The organism is Tenacibaculum adriaticum (genome assembly GCF_008124875.1).
In the GTDB taxonomy this organism is placed as follows: domain Bacteria; phylum Bacteroidota; class Bacteroidia; order Flavobacteriales; family Flavobacteriaceae; genus Polaribacter; species Polaribacter adriaticus.
Genome location: NZ_VNIA01000007.1, coordinates 15,753 through 31,430, shown reverse-complemented (window position 1 = coordinate 31,430; position 15,678 = coordinate 15,753). Strand labels below are relative to the sequence as shown.

General features: G+C 31.6%; 20 protein-coding genes. 10 read left to right on the top strand and 10 right to left on the bottom strand.

Going from position 1 to position 15,678, the window contains the following annotated elements:
- The gene (locus C7447_RS13845; protein ID WP_148871113.1) at window positions 1–468 is read left to right on the top strand and encodes a DUF6428 family protein; all 468 of its coding nucleotides are present in this window, start codon (window positions 1–3) and stop codon (window positions 466–468) included.
- Between the two features lie 343 nt (window positions 469–811).
- Here C7447_RS13845 and C7447_RS13840 read toward each other — a convergent pair whose 3' ends face one another.
- Both C7447_RS13840 and C7447_RS13835 read right to left on the bottom strand, forming a co-directional pair.
- Window positions 812–1,120 carry a hypothetical protein gene (locus C7447_RS13840; RefSeq protein ID WP_148871112.1) on the bottom strand — a complete coding sequence of 103 codons (309 nt, stop codon included), beginning with the start codon at window positions 1,118–1,120 and terminating at the stop codon, window positions 812–814.
- Window positions 1,120–2,418 (bottom strand): NAD(P)/FAD-dependent oxidoreductase, encoded by a 1,299-nt coding sequence (locus C7447_RS13835; RefSeq protein WP_148871111.1) that lies wholly within the window; start codon window positions 2,416–2,418, stop codon window positions 1,120–1,122. Before C7447_RS13835 ends, C7447_RS13840 begins: the two co-directional genes overlap by 1 nt.
- Window positions 2,419–2,529: 111 nt before the next feature.
- Between C7447_RS13835 and C7447_RS13830 the strand changes: the two genes are divergently transcribed.
- On the top strand, window positions 2,530–2,961 hold the full coding sequence (locus C7447_RS13830) for a DUF7738 domain-containing protein (RefSeq protein WP_148871110.1): 432 nt from the start codon (window positions 2,530–2,532) through the stop codon (window positions 2,959–2,961).
- On the opposite strand, the gene C7447_RS13825 is transcribed toward C7447_RS13830, so the two are convergent.
- The 3 genes from C7447_RS13825 to C7447_RS13815 form a co-directional block, all read right to left on the bottom strand.
- Entirely contained in the window at window positions 2,962–3,441 is a 480-nt protein-coding gene (locus C7447_RS13825) for a hypothetical protein (RefSeq protein ID WP_148871109.1), read from the bottom strand. It lies immediately after the preceding gene.
- Between the two features lie 117 nt (window positions 3,442–3,558).
- Window positions 3,559–5,457, bottom strand: a complete 1,899-nt coding sequence (dnaK, locus tag C7447_RS13820) for a molecular chaperone DnaK (protein ID WP_148871108.1) — start codon at window positions 5,455–5,457, stop codon at window positions 3,559–3,561.
- 145 nt (window positions 5,458–5,602) lie between these two features.
- Complete coding sequence (locus C7447_RS13815) at window positions 5,603–6,211, bottom strand: NUDIX hydrolase (RefSeq protein ID WP_148871107.1); 609 nt, start codon at window positions 6,209–6,211, stop codon at window positions 5,603–5,605.
- Here C7447_RS13815 and pyrE point away from each other — a divergent pair.
- The gene (gene pyrE / locus C7447_RS13810) at window positions 6,210–6,851 is read left to right on the top strand and encodes an orotate phosphoribosyltransferase (protein WP_148871106.1); all 642 of its coding nucleotides are present in this window, start codon (window positions 6,210–6,212) and stop codon (window positions 6,849–6,851) included. The two genes, C7447_RS13815 and pyrE, sit on opposite strands and share 2 nt — an antisense overlap.
- Window positions 6,852–6,896: 45 nt before the next feature.
- Entirely contained in the window at window positions 6,897–7,286 is a 390-nt protein-coding gene (locus C7447_RS13805; protein WP_148871105.1) for an SRPBCC family protein, read from the top strand.
- Between the two features lies 1 nt (window position 7,287).
- Here C7447_RS13805 and C7447_RS13800 read toward each other — a convergent pair whose 3' ends face one another.
- Window positions 7,288–8,019: a biotin--[acetyl-CoA-carboxylase] ligase gene (locus C7447_RS13800; protein WP_148871104.1), complete on the bottom strand. Its 732-nt coding sequence runs from the start codon at window positions 8,017–8,019 to the stop codon at window positions 7,288–7,290.
- A gap of 86 nt (window positions 8,020–8,105) precedes the next feature.
- Here C7447_RS13800 and rsfS point away from each other — a divergent pair, with 86 nt between their 5' ends.
- Genes rsfS through C7447_RS13770 form a run of 6 tightly spaced genes read left to right on the top strand, consistent with a single transcriptional unit; the run spans window position 8,106 to window position 12,746 of the window.
- Window positions 8,106–8,474 (top strand): ribosome silencing factor, encoded by a 369-nt coding sequence (gene rsfS, locus C7447_RS13795; protein WP_148871103.1) that lies wholly within the window; start codon window positions 8,106–8,108, stop codon window positions 8,472–8,474.
- 28 nt (window positions 8,475–8,502) lie between these two features.
- Window positions 8,503–10,443: an ATP-dependent zinc metalloprotease FtsH gene (gene ftsH, locus C7447_RS13790; protein ID WP_148871102.1), complete on the top strand. Its 1,941-nt coding sequence runs from the start codon at window positions 8,503–8,505 to the stop codon at window positions 10,441–10,443.
- A 13-nt stretch (window positions 10,444–10,456) separates the two neighbouring features.
- A complete protein-coding gene (locus tag C7447_RS13785) occupies window positions 10,457–11,047 on the top strand; it encodes a hypothetical protein (RefSeq protein ID WP_148871101.1) in 591 nt (196 codons plus the stop codon).
- A 1-nt stretch (window position 11,048) separates the two neighbouring features.
- A complete protein-coding gene (locus tag C7447_RS13780) occupies window positions 11,049–11,849 on the top strand; it encodes a phosphatidate cytidylyltransferase (RefSeq protein WP_148871100.1) in 801 nt (266 codons plus the stop codon).
- 3 nt (window positions 11,850–11,852) lie between these two features.
- On the top strand, window positions 11,853–12,113 hold the full coding sequence (locus C7447_RS13775; RefSeq protein WP_148871099.1) for an acyl-CoA-binding protein: 261 nt from the start codon (window positions 11,853–11,855) through the stop codon (window positions 12,111–12,113).
- Between the two features lie 6 nt (window positions 12,114–12,119).
- Window positions 12,120–12,746, top strand: coding sequence for a YceI family protein (locus C7447_RS13770; protein ID WP_148871098.1), 627 nt, complete (start codon window positions 12,120–12,122; stop codon window positions 12,744–12,746).
- Window positions 12,747–12,800: 54 nt separating this feature from the next.
- Here the strand turns inward: C7447_RS13770 and C7447_RS13765 are convergent, their stop codons facing one another.
- Genes C7447_RS13765 through C7447_RS13750 form a run of 4 tightly spaced genes read right to left on the bottom strand, consistent with a single transcriptional unit; the run spans window position 12,801 to window position 15,676 of the window.
- Entirely contained in the window at window positions 12,801–13,883 is a 1,083-nt protein-coding gene (locus tag C7447_RS13765; protein ID WP_148871097.1) for an amidohydrolase family protein, read from the bottom strand.
- Between the two features lies 1 nt (window position 13,884).
- A complete protein-coding gene (locus tag C7447_RS13760) occupies window positions 13,885–14,307 on the bottom strand; it encodes a PaaI family thioesterase (protein ID WP_246143082.1) in 423 nt (140 codons plus the stop codon).
- Complete coding sequence (locus C7447_RS13755) at window positions 14,300–14,848, bottom strand: 3-hydroxyanthranilate 3,4-dioxygenase (RefSeq protein ID WP_148871096.1); 549 nt, start codon at window positions 14,846–14,848, stop codon at window positions 14,300–14,302. Before C7447_RS13755 ends, C7447_RS13760 begins: the two co-directional genes overlap by 8 nt.
- A 30-nt stretch (window positions 14,849–14,878) precedes the next feature.
- Window positions 14,879–15,676 carry an SDR family oxidoreductase gene (locus tag C7447_RS13750; RefSeq protein ID WP_148871095.1) on the bottom strand — a complete coding sequence of 266 codons (798 nt, stop codon included), beginning with the start codon at window positions 15,674–15,676 and terminating at the stop codon, window positions 14,879–14,881.
- Between the last annotated feature and the right edge of the window lie 2 nt (window positions 15,677–15,678).

Sequence of the window (15,678 nt, the reverse complement as noted above, 5' to 3'; positions counted from 1 at the left end):
ATGAAATTATCAGAAATAAAAAAAAATTTACGTAATTTAGAAACCATTGCTTTTGAATTACCAGACGGAAGTTTAGTTCCTTCACACTTTCACGTTACCGAAGTTGGTAAAGTATCAAAACATTTTATCGATTGTGGCGGAACCGTTAGAAAAGAAGAAGTAATCAATTTTCAACTATGGAACGAAAATGATTACGATCACAGACTACATCCAGAAAAATTAACTCATATTATCGAGTTGTCAGAAAAAACTTTAGGTTTAGACGATTTAGAAATTGAAGTAGAATACCAAGGAGAAACTATTGGTAAATATGGCTTAGATTTTAACGGAACTAACTTTTTGCTTACAACAACTTTAACCGATTGTTTGGCAAAAGATAAATGCGGAATTACGCCAAAACCAAAAGTTAAAATGTCAGAATTACAAAATCAAACTTCTTGTTGTGATCCAACAAGTGGTTGTTGCTAATGTTTCTTTTGTAAATAATAAAACAGAATTCCGCCCAAAAAATACAGTATTACATCAATAAAATCTGCTGTATATCTCAGATGAAATTTTGGTAAAAAATACTCAAAAAGAACAGCATACATAGCGCATAAGTACAAAACTACAGATAACGGAATGGTATAATTTATATCATTCCGTAATTTTTGCATTGTAATCAAACTAATTGTTAAAACGATAGGTATTATTAAAAAGTCGTTTACATAAAAACGAATTATATCTGGCAAATGAAAATGATAAAAAGACGCTAAGTATATAGCTGTACCTGTAACAAAAGAGAATATAAAATAATAATACAGTGGTTTTCTCATCCTGCTGCAATCATTGCTATTACCCAAGCTAAAAAAGCGCCTATTAAGCTTACAACAAACCAAACTGAATATAAAATCCATCCCAAAATTCTAACAAAGAAGTTAGAATGTTTTTTTAATCTTTGAGGTAAATTCAGATTTTCTATATCCTTTATGGCATCAGAAAGCTCTTCTTCTTTTACTTTTTGTGCTCTAAGTTCTTGTTTCTTTTTGTATGAAATTAGCTCCCCACAATTTTCACAATACTCTTTATCAGTATTAAAAACTCCACAATTAGGACATTTTATGTAGGATTTATTAGCCATTAATTTTCTTCAAAAGAATATTTATCTTTCTTTTTATACGGACGAATAATTAAACGTGTTTCTCTATCAAAACGGATATAATTATACACCCAATTCATAAAAACAATTACTTTATTTCTAAAACCTATTAAAGAAAAAAGATGAACAAACATCCAAACAAACCAAGCAAAAACTCCTTGAAATTTCCACTTAGGCAAATCTACCACCGCTTTGTTACGCCCAATAGTTGCCATAGATCCTTTGTCGTTATAAACAAACTCTTTTTGTTTTTTACCTTTAAATTTGGCGAGTATATTTTTAGCCAATAATGTTCCTTGTTGAATAGCTGGTTGCGCCATCATTGGGTGTCCATATTTATATACTTCTGTCTGCATGCAAGCAATATCTCCAACTGCGTAAATATTTTCGTAACCAACAACCTTATTATACATATCTACCTTAAATCGATTCGCTCTTTCTACCAAACATTCTGCTTGCAAACCATTTACAGTTTCTCCCTTTACGCCTGCTGCCCAAATTACCGTTTGCGCATTAAAATGATCTTCTCCATTAGTTGTAACCGTTTCCCCATCGTAATTAAGCACACGTAAATTTTTCCATACATCTACCCCTAGTTTTATTAGGAAATCTTCTGCTTTTTCAGAAGCTTTAGAACTCATCCCCTTTAATAACTCTCCTGAGCTTTGTATCAGGTTAATCTTCATTTGACGAATATCTAAATCTGGATAATCTTTCGGTAAGATTCCTTTTTTCATTTCAGCTAGTGCTCCTGCTAATTCAACCCCTGTTGGTCCGCCACCAACAATTACGAAATTCATTAAGGCATGTCTTTTTTCCAAGTCCTTTTCTAACAATGCCTCTTCAAAATTTTCTAATACCAAACTACGAATATTCAATGCTTGCGGAACAGACTTCATTTCCATAGCATACTTTTCAATATTCGTATTCCCAAAGAAATTAGTGGTAGAACCTGTCGCAATGATTAATTCATCATATTCTAACGTCCCAATAGAGGTTTCGATAGTATTCTTATCAGCATTTACATTTACAACTTCCGCTAATCGAAAATAAAAATTTTCAACATCATTAAATCTTTTACGTAGCGGAAAAGCAATACTGTCTGGTTCTAACCCACCAGTTGCTACTTGGTATAATAAAGGTTGAAAAGTATGGTAATTGTGTTTGTCTATTAACACAACTTGTAACTCTTGTTCTTCTAATCCTTTTGCAACAGCTAATCCTGCAAAACCTCCGCCCACAATTACTACTCGTGGAAAGCTTGTTTGAGGTATATTCATTTGTTATTTTTTAGGTGAAGCAAATTTAATTAAAAGATTAAATGACTTGTTAATTTTTCTTAATAGCTTTACAGGATCGAAAATTAACTAATTGTAATTACTTATCAAACTATGTTTAATTTATTTAAAAAGAAGAAAATAAGCGATTTAATTATAAAGTGTGATACTGATTTTATTACTATTAATGAAAAGGAAATTACTTTCCCTACTAATTACAATACACTTATTGAAGTTTTAGGAACTCCTTCTAGAGAAATTAATAAGACAAATAATTATCTAATGTGGGATAATCATGGTGTTTTTTGTGGATATACCGACAAAGACAATATTTTATCTATTAACATCTATCAAAATAAGCAAGACAGGAGTGAATACAATACAAAAAGACAGTTTAAAGGAGAATTGTTTTTAAATGATGAGAATATTACCAACAACGAATTTGGTAAAATTGCCTTGGGTAAATTAGCTATTCATAGATTAGGTAGTGAGAGTGAAATTCGTTTTGGTTTTAGTATAGGAGTTAATAGAGACTATAAAAGTTAACTATCGTACTTCTCTTTTAATTTGTTGTAATGTTTTTTTACTAGAAATAAGTGCTGTAATTACTTTTTTGCGTAAAACATCTATCTCTTCATTATAATAAGTAGCCCATTTATTTTCTTTAAATAAATTTTGAACTTGTTTTAAACGCTGATGGGCAAAAGTCGAATTCATTAAAAAAACAAAAGTTTTTTCCTGAGGATTTATACGCTCTATTTTTACTTTTTTTTGATTAAAATCAACAACTAAAAAAAACACTTTATCATAGTCGTTTAAAGGGTAAAAGTTTTCCCATTTTGAATATCCAACATAATAATGTTGATTTTTATATTCCTCAATTCCTTTGATTTTCCACCTGCAACTAGCCACACGCCCCCAATGGTTAGAGTATCTATAAACACCTTCTTGCGTATAAAAGTAATAACTCCCTGATTTACTTTGAAAATGCGTTGTTTTTTCTTTAAAAAAATCTATTCCTTGCATTTCAAACTCGCAATATGTGTATTTGAAAAAATTATGTTTTTGATAGTTTTTCATAACAATAAAAAAAGCCTCATAGGTTTAAAACATATGAGGCTAAAATATAATTTAGATTTTAATCTATTTTACTTCTTCGAAATCTACATCTTCAACATTGTCATCTGCAGTTGTTTCACTTCCAGCTTCTGGTTGTGCTCCTGCATCTGCTCCACCTGCTTGTTGTGCTGCATACATTTCTTCTGATGCTACTTTCCAAGCTTCGTTAATTTTCTCCATTGCAGTATCAATTTGAGCTAAATCTTTACTCTCGTATGCTTTTTTCAATTCTTCTAAAGCTGCTTCGATCGGACCTTTTTTATCCGCTGATAATTTATCTCCAAACTCTTTTAATTGCTTTTCGGTTTGGAAAATCATTCCATCTGCTCCGTTGATTTTATCTGCAGTTTCTTTTGCTTTTGCATCTGCTTCTGCATTTGCCTCAGCATCTGCTTTCATCTTTTTAATATCTTCATCTGTTAAACCAGAAGAAGCTTCAATACGGATGTTTTGCACTTTACCTGTTGCTTTATCAGATGCAGATACGTTAATAATTCCGTTAGCATCAATATCAAAAGTAACTTCAATTTGAGGAACTCCTCTTTGTGCTGGTGGAATATCTGTTAATTGGAAACGACCAATTGTTTTGTTATCTGCCGCCATAGCTCTCTCACCTTGTAAAACGTGAATTTCTACAGACGGTTGGTTATCTGCTGCTGTAGAGAATACTTGCGATTTCTTCGTTGGAATAGTAGTATTCGCATCGATTAATTTCGTCATTACATTCCCCATAGTTTCGATACCTAATGATAATGGAGTAACATCTAATAAAAGAACATCTTTTACATCTCCTGTTAAAACTCCACCTTGAATTGCAGCTCCTAAAGCAACAACTTCATCTGGATTTACACCTTTACTTGGCGATTTTCCGAAGAATTTCTCTACCGCTTCTTGCACTGCAGGAATACGTGTTGAACCTCCAACTAAAATGATTTCATCAATATCAGAAATTGATAAGCCTGCATTCTTTAAAGCTGTTTGACAAGGCTCAATCGTTCTTTTTACTAAATCATCGATTAACTGCTCAAACTTTGCTCTACTTAATGTACGAACTAAGTGTTTTGGTCCACTAGCTGTCGCTGTAATATATGGTAAATTAATTTCTGTAGAAGTTGTACTCGATAATTCAATCTTCGCTTTTTCTGCAGCTTCTTTTAAACGTTGTAAAGCCATAGGATCTTTACGTAAATCCATATTTTCTTCAGCTTTAAACTCCTCCGCTAACCAGTTAATAATTTTTTCATCCACATCATCACCTCCTAAGTGCGTATCACCATCTGTAGCCAATACTTCAAATACTCCATCTCCTAATTCTAGAATAGAAACATCATGTGTACCACCACCAAAATCGAATACAACAATCTTTTTATCTTCACTTGCTTTATCTAAACCGTAAGCTAATGCAGCTGCCGTTGGCTCGTTAATAATACGACGAACTTTTAATCCTGCTATTTCACCTGCTTCTTTTGTAGCTTGACGCTGTGCATCATTAAAATAAGCTGGTACTGTAATTACGGCCTCAGAAACATCTTGACCTAAATAATCTTCAGCAGTTTTTTTCATTTTTTGTAACACCATCGCTGAAATTTCTTGTGGTGTATACATACGATCGTCAATTTTTACACGTGGCGTATCATTATCCCCTTTCACTACTTCGTAAGGTACTCTAGCTGCTTCTTTTGAAGATTCCGAGAACTTATTTCCCATAAAACGTTTAATAGAATAAACAGTTTTTGTAGGGTTAGTAACTGCTTGACGCTTTGCTGGATCTCCAACTTTACGCTCTCCACCTTCTACGAATGCTACTACAGACGGTGTTGTTCTTTTTCCTTCTGAATTTGGGATTACAACTGGTTCGTTTCCTTCCATTACAGAAACACACGAGTTCGTTGTACCTAAATCAATTCCTATAATTTTACTCATAACTTGTATTTATCTTGTTAAGTTTTTAATTCAATTTTACGAGTACAAATAGTCAAAGTGTGTGCCAACAGGTTTTTACTATTATTTTGGCAGAAAGTAGTGTTTTTATGATATTTTTAAATGACAGAGTGTCACATAACATTAATTAATTAGCTTTGTAAGCTTCATATACTAATATAATATTGGCATATGTATTTTTAAAAACTTCTTTGATTTCTACTTCGTTTTTAAAAACCACCTCGGTAATGCCCTCTTCGAGTTGAGGAGTTAATTTACCTGTATAATTAGAGTACATTAAGTACCAATAAGTTTGTTTTAAGCGTATTTCACTACCTTGATAAAATATATGATACGTTTTTAACAAGAATTGATGAAGCTTTAAATGATCTATACCACATTCTTCTTCTACTTCTCGAACTGCAGTATCTTCAATACTTTCTCCTACTTCAATTCTTCCTTTGGGTAAGTCCCATTTCTCACCTCTATAAATAAATAGTATTTCTTTTTTTGAATTGACAACTAGCCCCCCAGCAGCCGTAATAAGTTTAAAATTATTACAAAACTGCTGCCAATCTTCTTCTAAATTGGTAGAAAAAAGATAAACCCCTTTTAATTTCCCACCTTTTAACCTGTATATAATTTCATCAACCAATATATTTTTGAAAATAAAAACAGGAAAATTTTCTTCCTTTTTTAACGAAGATGTTAAAATTATCGGCTTATCATTAACAAAAACTTTATACATTTGTGCCATGAGTTTAAACAAAGATACGGCAAAAAAAACTGCTGAACTTCTTTTACAAATTAAAGCTATAAAATTAAACCCAAATTCTCCTTTTACATGGGCGTCTGGATGGAAATCCCCAATTTATTGTGATAACCGAGTTACACTTTCATATCCACCAGTACGTAATTTTTTAAAGGAACAAATTGCTAAATTAGTAGAAGAAAAACACGGAAAACCAGATGTAATTGCTGGTGTTGCCACAGGTGCCATTGCAATAGGCGTATTAGTTGCACAAGAATTGGGGGTACCATTTGTTTATGTACGTCCCGAACCCAAAAAACACGGTAGAGAAAACCAAATTGAAGGGCACTTAGAAAGTGGTCAGAATGTTGTGGTTATTGAAGATTTAATCAGTACAGGTAATAGCAGTCTAAATGCTGTTAAAGCTTTAAAAGAGGCTAATGCCACTGTAAAAGGAATGATTGCCATCTTTTCTTATGGATTTAATCTTGCTGCAGAAAACTTCAAAAAACAGAATGTTGAATTAACAACTTTAAGTACTTACGAATTTCTGCTAGAACAAGCTCTTGATAGTAAATACATTAACAGTGATGAATTACGAACACTAGAAGATTGGAGAAGAAATCCAAATGAATGGAAACAATAATGGTAATGTTTTTGCAATACGCCAACCGAACACAAAACAACAAAAATGAATATTGAAGGAAATACAATTAAGGTAAAGAAATCTGCAAAAGATTTATATGAATTTTTAATCAACTTAGAAAATTTCAAGCAATTAATGCCAGAAGGAACTGAAAAGTTTGAAGTGGATGGTGATTCTTTTATCTTCGGACTAAAAGGAATGCCAGAAATTAGATTGGTAATGAAAGAGAAAACAGAGTATTCTAAAGTTACATTAGGTGCAGCAAGTAGTAAATTACCTTTTACTTTAACAGCAGGTATTAAAGAAATTTCAGAAAATGAAAGTGAAGCCCAATTAAATTTTGAGAGTAGCTTTAACCCTATGATGGCTATGATGGTAAAAAAACCATTAACAAAATTCATCGATACATTAACTGAAAATTTAGAGAAATTATAATTTAAACAAACGAAACTTCTTTCAAGCCAAACTCTTGAATAGTTTCATCGTTTAATTCAATTTGGAGTTTTCCTTCTGAAGAAATTCCAACGATTTTACCCATAAATAAAACGTTCTGACTGTTTTTAAACATACTTGGAACGTTTTTTTTATACAACACTCTTAAATACTTTTCTTCCAATAACTCATATTGTTTATCTCTTAACAATTGTATATTAAGTTGAAGTTGTTGTAATACTAAATTCAATATCTCTTCTAAATCAACCTCTTTATTAATTTTCTTTTTAATTGAAGAAGCATTGGGTAAATCAACAGGAAAAACTTCTTGATTAACATTAAGACCTACTCCTACTACCGAAGACTGAATTTTATCCTTTTTTAGTGAATTTTCAATCAAAATACCGCCAATTTTATCCTTTTCTGACAGAATGTCGTTGGGCCATTTAATAGCTAATTTAGGTGGTTTGTAGTTCTTAACAGCTTCAAAAACACTAATGCTAACGGCGTAATTTAAAAATTTTTGTTGTGCAATAAATAATTCTGAAAATTTACAAAAAACACTCATAATCAGGTTTTTACCATTTTCTGAAACCCATTTTGTATCCATCTGCCCACGTCCTGATGTTTGTTTTTTTGCAACAACTACCGTAAAATCATCAACCATTGAATCAGATACCATTTCTTTCAAAAAAGAATTAGTAGAGTTAATGGCACTAAGTTTGATTATTTTCATACGAGTATTAATGTAAGAACTCGTTTCAATATTACATAAAATACTCATAAAAAAGTAATAACTTTGCTGAAAATTAAATTTTTTTAATGACAAAAAAACAAGCTAGTACAGACGAATTGGTTGCTGCAATTATAAAAGGGATTGATGATGTAAAAGGTGAAAACATACAATTACTTGATTTAAGAGAAATTGAAAACACCGTATGTGATTACTTTATAATTTGCTCAGGAAACTCAAACACACAGGTAAATGCCATTTCTGGTGCTATACAAAAACTGGTAAGTAAAGAACTTAAAGACAAACCTTGGCATATAGAAGGTCAAGGAAATTCAGAATGGGTTTTAATGGATTATGTAAATGTAGTAGTTCACATTTTTCAAAAACAATTTCGCGAATTTTATGACATTGAAAGTCTTTGGGGTGATGCAAAAATTACCGAAATAAATCCTGTTTAATTTCTAATTATTTTGACACACATTTTATATGAGCGATAAGAAAAAAAATACGCCAAAATTTACATTTAACTCCTATTGGATTTATGTTCCAATTATACTGTTTTTTATAGCTTTACAGCTTTTTAACTCAGGTGGATTAGCTTCTAAAAATATTTCTAAAAACGAATTTACCAAAGTTTTAGAAGCCAATGATATTAAAAAAATTGTTATTGAGAATAACACTATAGCTCAGGTTTTTTTAAAAGACGATGCCTTAAAAAAAGAAGAATATCAAAAATTAGTTAACTCTCCTTTTTATAGAAAAGGAAGCCCTTTATATTCTTATAATTTTGGTGATTTACAAAACTTTGAAAATGAACTTGAAACTCAGAAACAAGCCAAAGGCTTAGATTTTGATAAAGTAAATGAAGAACGTACAAGTATGATGGATACCATCATTGGCTTACTTCCATTCATTTTATTAATTGGTGTTTGGTTATTCTTTATGAGAAGAATGTCTGCTGGTGGCGGAGGAGCTGGTGGCGGAGGTCAAATTTTCAACATTGGTAAGTCAAAAGCTAAATTATTTGATGAAAACACCAAAGTAAAAACTACGTTTAAAAATGTAGCTGGTTTAGAAGGTGCTAAAGAAGAAATTCAAGAAATTGTAGACTTCTTAAAGAACCCTGAAAAATACACTAAATTAGGAGGTAAAATTCCTAAAGGAGCTTTATTAGTAGGACCTCCAGGAACAGGTAAAACTTTATTAGCTAAGGCCGTTGCTGGTGAAGCTGGTGTTCCTTTTTTCTCATTATCAGGTTCTGATTTTGTGGAAATGTTTGTAGGTGTTGGTGCATCTCGTGTTCGTGATTTATTTAAACAAGCACAGCAAAAATCACCTTCTATTATTTTTATTGATGAAATTGATGCTATTGGTCGTGCTCGTGGAAAAAACAGTATGACAGGTGGTAACGATGAACGTGAAAATACCTTAAATCAATTATTAAGTGAAATGGATGGTTTTGGTACTGATACCAATGTTATTGTGTTAGCAGCAACAAACCGTGCAGAAATTTTAGATAAAGCATTAATGCGTGCTGGTCGTTTCGACCGTCAGATTTACGTTGATTTACCAGATCTACACGAAAGAAGAGAAATTTTTGAAGTGCATATAAAACCTTTAAAATTAGCAGATGATGTTAATTTAGAGTTTTTAGCACAACAAACACCTGGCTTTTCAGGAGCTGATATTGCTAATCTATGTAACGAAGCTGCATTAATTGCTGCTAGATTTAATAAAAATGCTATTCACCATCAAGATTTTCTAGATGCTGTAGACAGAATAGTTGGTGGATTAGAAAAGAAAAACAAAGTAATTACTCCAAAAGAAAAGGAAGTAATCGCTTTTCACGAAGCTGGTCACGCAACGGTAAGCTGGATGTTAGAGCATGCTGCTCCATTAGTAAAGGTTACGATTGTACCTAGAGGACAATCGTTGGGTGCTGCTTGGTATCTTCCAGAAGAAAGAAAGATTATTCAAACAGAACAAATGTTAGATGAAATGTGTGCTACTATGGGGGGGCGCGCGGCTGAAAAATTAATATTCGATAAAATTTCTACAGGAGCTTTAAGCGATTTAGAAAAAGTAACGAAACAAGCTCGTGCTATGGTTACCATTTATGGTTTAAATGAAAAAGTGGGTAATATTACTTATTACGATTCATCTGGTAATGATTCTTTTGTAAAACCTTATAGTGAAGATACTGCAAAAAAAATTGATGAGGAAATTTCTAAAATCATAGAAATCCAATACAAACGTGCTATTCAAGTCCTTGAAGATAATAAAGACAAATTAACCACTTTAGCTGAAAAACTTTTAGAAAAAGAAGTTATCTTTAAAGACGATTTAATAGAAATTTTTGGTAAAAGACCCTTTGAAAAAGAAGAAACTAAGAAAATAGACGTAATTATAGATAATTCAGAAAAATAGCTTTACCCCTTAAATGAATTTTTTAATAAAATTATTTAAAACATTTACAGAAGCAAAAAGAAATCAAGAGATAAAAAAACAACCTGTATATTTATCTCTTGATGATTCTTTCGTGCATAATTTTATTAACAAAGGAGGGAAATTTTTATACTGCACAAAAATTGAAGAAGTAAAAACTCACCTTAATCATGTTTTAGTAGAAAATAATTGGAAACGGATTCTATGTTCAGATTTGGATTTATTAAAACTTCTTAAAAAAATTGATGTTAATACTCAGTCTCAATTTAGCAACAATATTCCTTTTTTTACAACCTGCGAACACTTAATAGCTGACAAAGGAGATATTTTATTCTCCTCTAACCAGTTAGGAAGCAATAAACTTCCTTCTTTTTCCGAAAATTTTATAGTATACGCAACCACTAGTCAAATCGTTAAAAACACAAGTGAAGGTTTAACAGGTATAAAAACTCATTTTAGTGGAAATATACCAACAAACATTAGTGCCATTAAAAATTATTCAATAAAAAATAGTGACGATAATTTCATGGATTATGGTAACACTAATTCAAAAAATTTATATTTGCTACTCTTTGAAGATCTTTAATATGGAAAACCTTTTAACAAGAAGTATCTCAGCTCTTATTTATGCTGGTCTATTTCTTTTTGCTATTCTTTTTTCTAAAGAAACTTATATTGGACTAATTACTATTTTCGCAGGAATCTCTTTGTGGGAATTTTCTAAAATTATTGGACTAAAAAATATAATTCCATATATTCTACTTTTAGTATTAAGCATATTCGCTTATAAAGGAAATTCTACATTGGAAAAAACATGGACTCTATTTTTATTAGCTCTTAGTATCTTAAGTGGCATAAAATTATTAATTAATTTATTTTCCGAAGGCTTTAAAAAGAGAAATAAATTTGGTTCTATAATTATTCAAATTGAATATGTAGTACTTTCTTTTTTCTTTCTAATGTTACTTCCTTTTATTAACAATGAATATCATCCAAATATTATTATTTATATTATCTTAATTATTTGGACCAATGATAGTTTTGCATACTTGGTAGGAAAAAATATTGGAAAAAATAAATTATTCGAACGTGTTTCACCTAAAAAAACCATAGAAGGATTCATTGGTGGATTAGTATTTGCTATTATAGTAGGTGGTATTATTGGTAAATACTCAAACGAGTTTTCTATTTTAAACTGGGTTATAATAGCCCTTATTATTTCTGTTTTTGGAACCTTAGGAGATTTAATTGAAAGTAAATTTAAAAGACAAGCTAATGTTAAGGATAGCGGGTCTATTATGCCCGGTCATGGTGGTTTATTAGATAGACTAGATAGCTTATTTTTCCTTGCTCCTTTCGTATATTTGTATATACATTTTTTAATGTAATACATGACTTCTAAATTAGACATACAATTTAAAGAGGCGGTTGAAAAAATTTCTAAAACAGAAGAAAAATTACCACCAGATATACTATTACGTTTATATGCATATTATAAACAAGCCATTAAAGGTGATAATTTTTTGTATAATTATAATGATAAAGACATTCGAGATGCTTTTAAATTTAATGCTTGGATGCAGTTAAAAGGAATGTCTGAAAATCAAGCAAAACAAGAATATATAAATTTAGCAAACACAATATTTAAATAATTTATCATGAAAAAAATAATAGCCCTTACAAGCTTATATCTTGTCGCTTTTCAATTTACAGCTTGTAAAACTGAAGTAAAAAAAGAAGAAATAAAACCAACTGTTATAGAAAGTGTTGCTCCTTTTTCTTTGAAAACTTCGGAAAACACAATTAATTTTACAGCTTATAAAACAACTGAAAAAGTCCCAGTAAAAGGAATTTTTAAAAAAGTAGAAATCACTAAAGGAGGTGAAGGAAACTCAATAAAAGAAGCCATAAATGGTACTGAATTCAATATTCCTGTAAGTGGAATTGAAACCAACGATTCTACTAGGAACTTTAAAATTCAGAAGTTCTTTTTTAGTGTAATGGAAAATTCTTTAACCTTGTCTGGTAAGTTAAATTTAGAAGAAAGTGCCGATAAAGGTTTTGCTGAATTTACCATGAACGGAATAACTCAAAAATTACCTTTCGAGTATACTATTGATGGAAAAACATTTACGATGAACACTACTATGGATGTTGAGAAATGGAATGGTCAAAGCGCTATTGCATCACTAAACGAAGCATGTAAAGATTTACACAAAGGTACAGACGGAGTTTCTAAAACTTGGAGTGAAGTAGCTATTACTATCGTTTCAACTTTTAAATAGTTAAACAACATAAAATATAAAACAAAGCCTTAGAGGAAATCTAAGGCTTTTATTTTAACTCAAAATCTTATTTACCAATTCTTTTTTAGATTTTTCATCATCTCCAAACAACCACCGTAACACATTATCTTCCCACATCGCGTCTCTTTCCTTTTCGGTAATAATTTCTCTATTAATTGCTAAATCAAGAATTTTACCCGGATAAGAGGATTGTTTTTCGCTTTCCATTTCTCCTAATGGGTATGGGTCATCTAGCCCTATCAATACTTGTTTTGCTCCTTGATTTTTAATCAATAATTCTAAAGACCCTGTGTCATGCACCAAAGTATCGAAGAAAATATTTTTATGCCCTACTGCTTTTCTAGGATGAACCTTTCCTTCAAATAAATCTGGACGACCATCAAAACCTTGAATACGACGACCTAAATTAATTTGTGCTAATTGACCTCCGTGTGCAAAACAAACTCGCATATTCGGATACTTTTCATAATACCCATTTAAAGTTAAAAAGTGATATGCATCAGCACATTGCGCTAACATCCATATTAAATGAAAACGCCATGACGTATTTTGAAGTTTAATGAATTTCTCACCATCATATGGGTGGATTTCAACTGCTAAATTATACTTATTTGCCAGTTCAAAAATAGGTTCATTTTCTTCATCAAAAATACAACGCCAAGTACCAATCGTATCCATATAATGTGTAGGAAGACACAATAATCGCATCCCTAATTCTTCAACACAACGCTCTATTTCCCAACACGCTCCACGAACAAAACCTGGATGTACCACAAATCCACAAGTAAATTTAGATGGATTATCATGCTGAACTCTTGCATTAAAATCATTTTGAAAACGCAATGCTTGTTTCATTTCTTCTACACGTAAACCATTTCCATATAATTGAGAAAGATTTAAAACTACCGCATGATCAATCTTAAAATGCTCCATCCATTCTAACTTTTCATCTAAAAAGAAACTAGAATCAGTTACAGGACGGCTCCAATCTTTCTGAAGCATATATTTACGATCTTTATCTACCCAAAAAATCCCCTTGTCTTTCATGTACTGCGGAATTTCTTCTGGGTAAGGAAGTAAATGCGAATGTCCGTTTATACGTAATTTACGTTTCATTTTATTCTTTTGGTTTTAGACTAATCATCGTTGCTTGCATGGTTGCAAATATTTTCTCTTCTTTCTCATCAGTGATTTTAGCTTCACAAAACACTAATGTTTTACCTGATTTTATCACATTAGCTGTAGCTATGATAGCATCAGAAATAGCTGGTCGCATTAAATTGGTTTTAAACTCAACCGACAATACATCAGAACCTTCTGGCATTGTTGTTAAGGCTGCATACCCACAAGCCGAATCTGCAATACTTGTGATAACTCCTGCATGAAAAAAACCATGTTGTTGCGTTAAGCCTTCATTTTTTGTACACTTTATTTTCACGAAACCTTCTTCAATATGGATAAGCTCAGCACCCAACGTTTTCATAAAACCTTGTTTACCGAAACTCTCTTTTGAAGATTCAATCATACTATTATTATTCATTATAATCTGCAGAATTTATTTTTTTCGGTGCTTGCATTACTGTTCCACATTTAGAACAAGTACATTTTTTCTTATCTGAATAATATTTATCGAAGATAATTGGCATATCTGTTTCAATATTCTTCAAAGCAAATTCTTCTCTATACAATTGATTTCCACAGTTTTCACAATACCATTCTAATGCATCCATCATTCCTTCAGAACGTGGATATTCTATGACCAAACCAACAGTATTTGCTTTTCTTTGAGGTGAATGTGGTACTCCCGCAGGTAATAAATAAATATCTCCTTCATTAATTGCTACATCAACCATTTTTCCTTCATCATCAATGATTTTCAACACCATATCTCCTTCTAATTGATAGAAAAATTCTGGAGTTTCATTATAGTGATAATCCTTTCTACTATTCGGCCCACCAACAACCATCACAATATACTCACCGTTATCCCAAACACATTTGTTTCCTACCGGTGGTTTTAGTAAATGACGATTATCATCAATCCACTTCTTAAAGTTTAAAGGTTGTACTAATTTACTCATGATAGCTGTGTTTTTAATGTTGTTATAAAGTTACAAAGATTTTGTTCTACCTCCATCAACAGGTAAGTTAATTCCGTTGATATAACTTGCGCGTTCACTTACTAAAAAAGTAACTGCACTAGCAGTTTCTTCAGGTTGCGCAAATCGTTTAGCAGGAATAACATTTTTCATTGCTTGTTCTACTTCTTCAGCAGACTTTCCTGTTTTTGTAGCTTTATTATTAATGATTTCATTTAAACGTTCTGTAGCCGTAGCTCCTGGTAAAACATTGTTTACTGTAATACCAAATTCTCCCAACTCGTTAGCTAATGTTTTGCTCCAATTTGCCACAGCACCACGGATAGTATTTGATACTCCTAATCCGTCTAAAGGTTGTTTTACAGAAGTAGAAATAATATTGATAATTCTACCATAGTTTTCTTCTTTCATAAACGGAACAACCGCTTGCACTAATACATGATTACATTTTAAATGCATGGTAAAAGCACGCTCAAACTCATCTAAAGTTGCATTGAAAGCAGGACCTCCTGCTGGACCTCCTGTATTGTTAATTAAAATATGAAACTTTGTTCCATGCTTTTCTAAAACCTCTTTTAGTGCTGTTGGATTGGTAAAATCTGCCACCAAATACCCATGACATTGTTCTCTACTGCGCTCGAACTGACAAGCTTCTCTTACTTCTGCTAAAACAGATTGTAACTTTTCTTCATTACGGGCAACCAAGGTTACATTTACACCTTCTTTTGCCAATGCAATTGCTGTTGCTTTACCTATTCCTTGTGTGCTTCCGCACACTAATGCGTTTTTATTTTGTAATTGTAAATCCATAT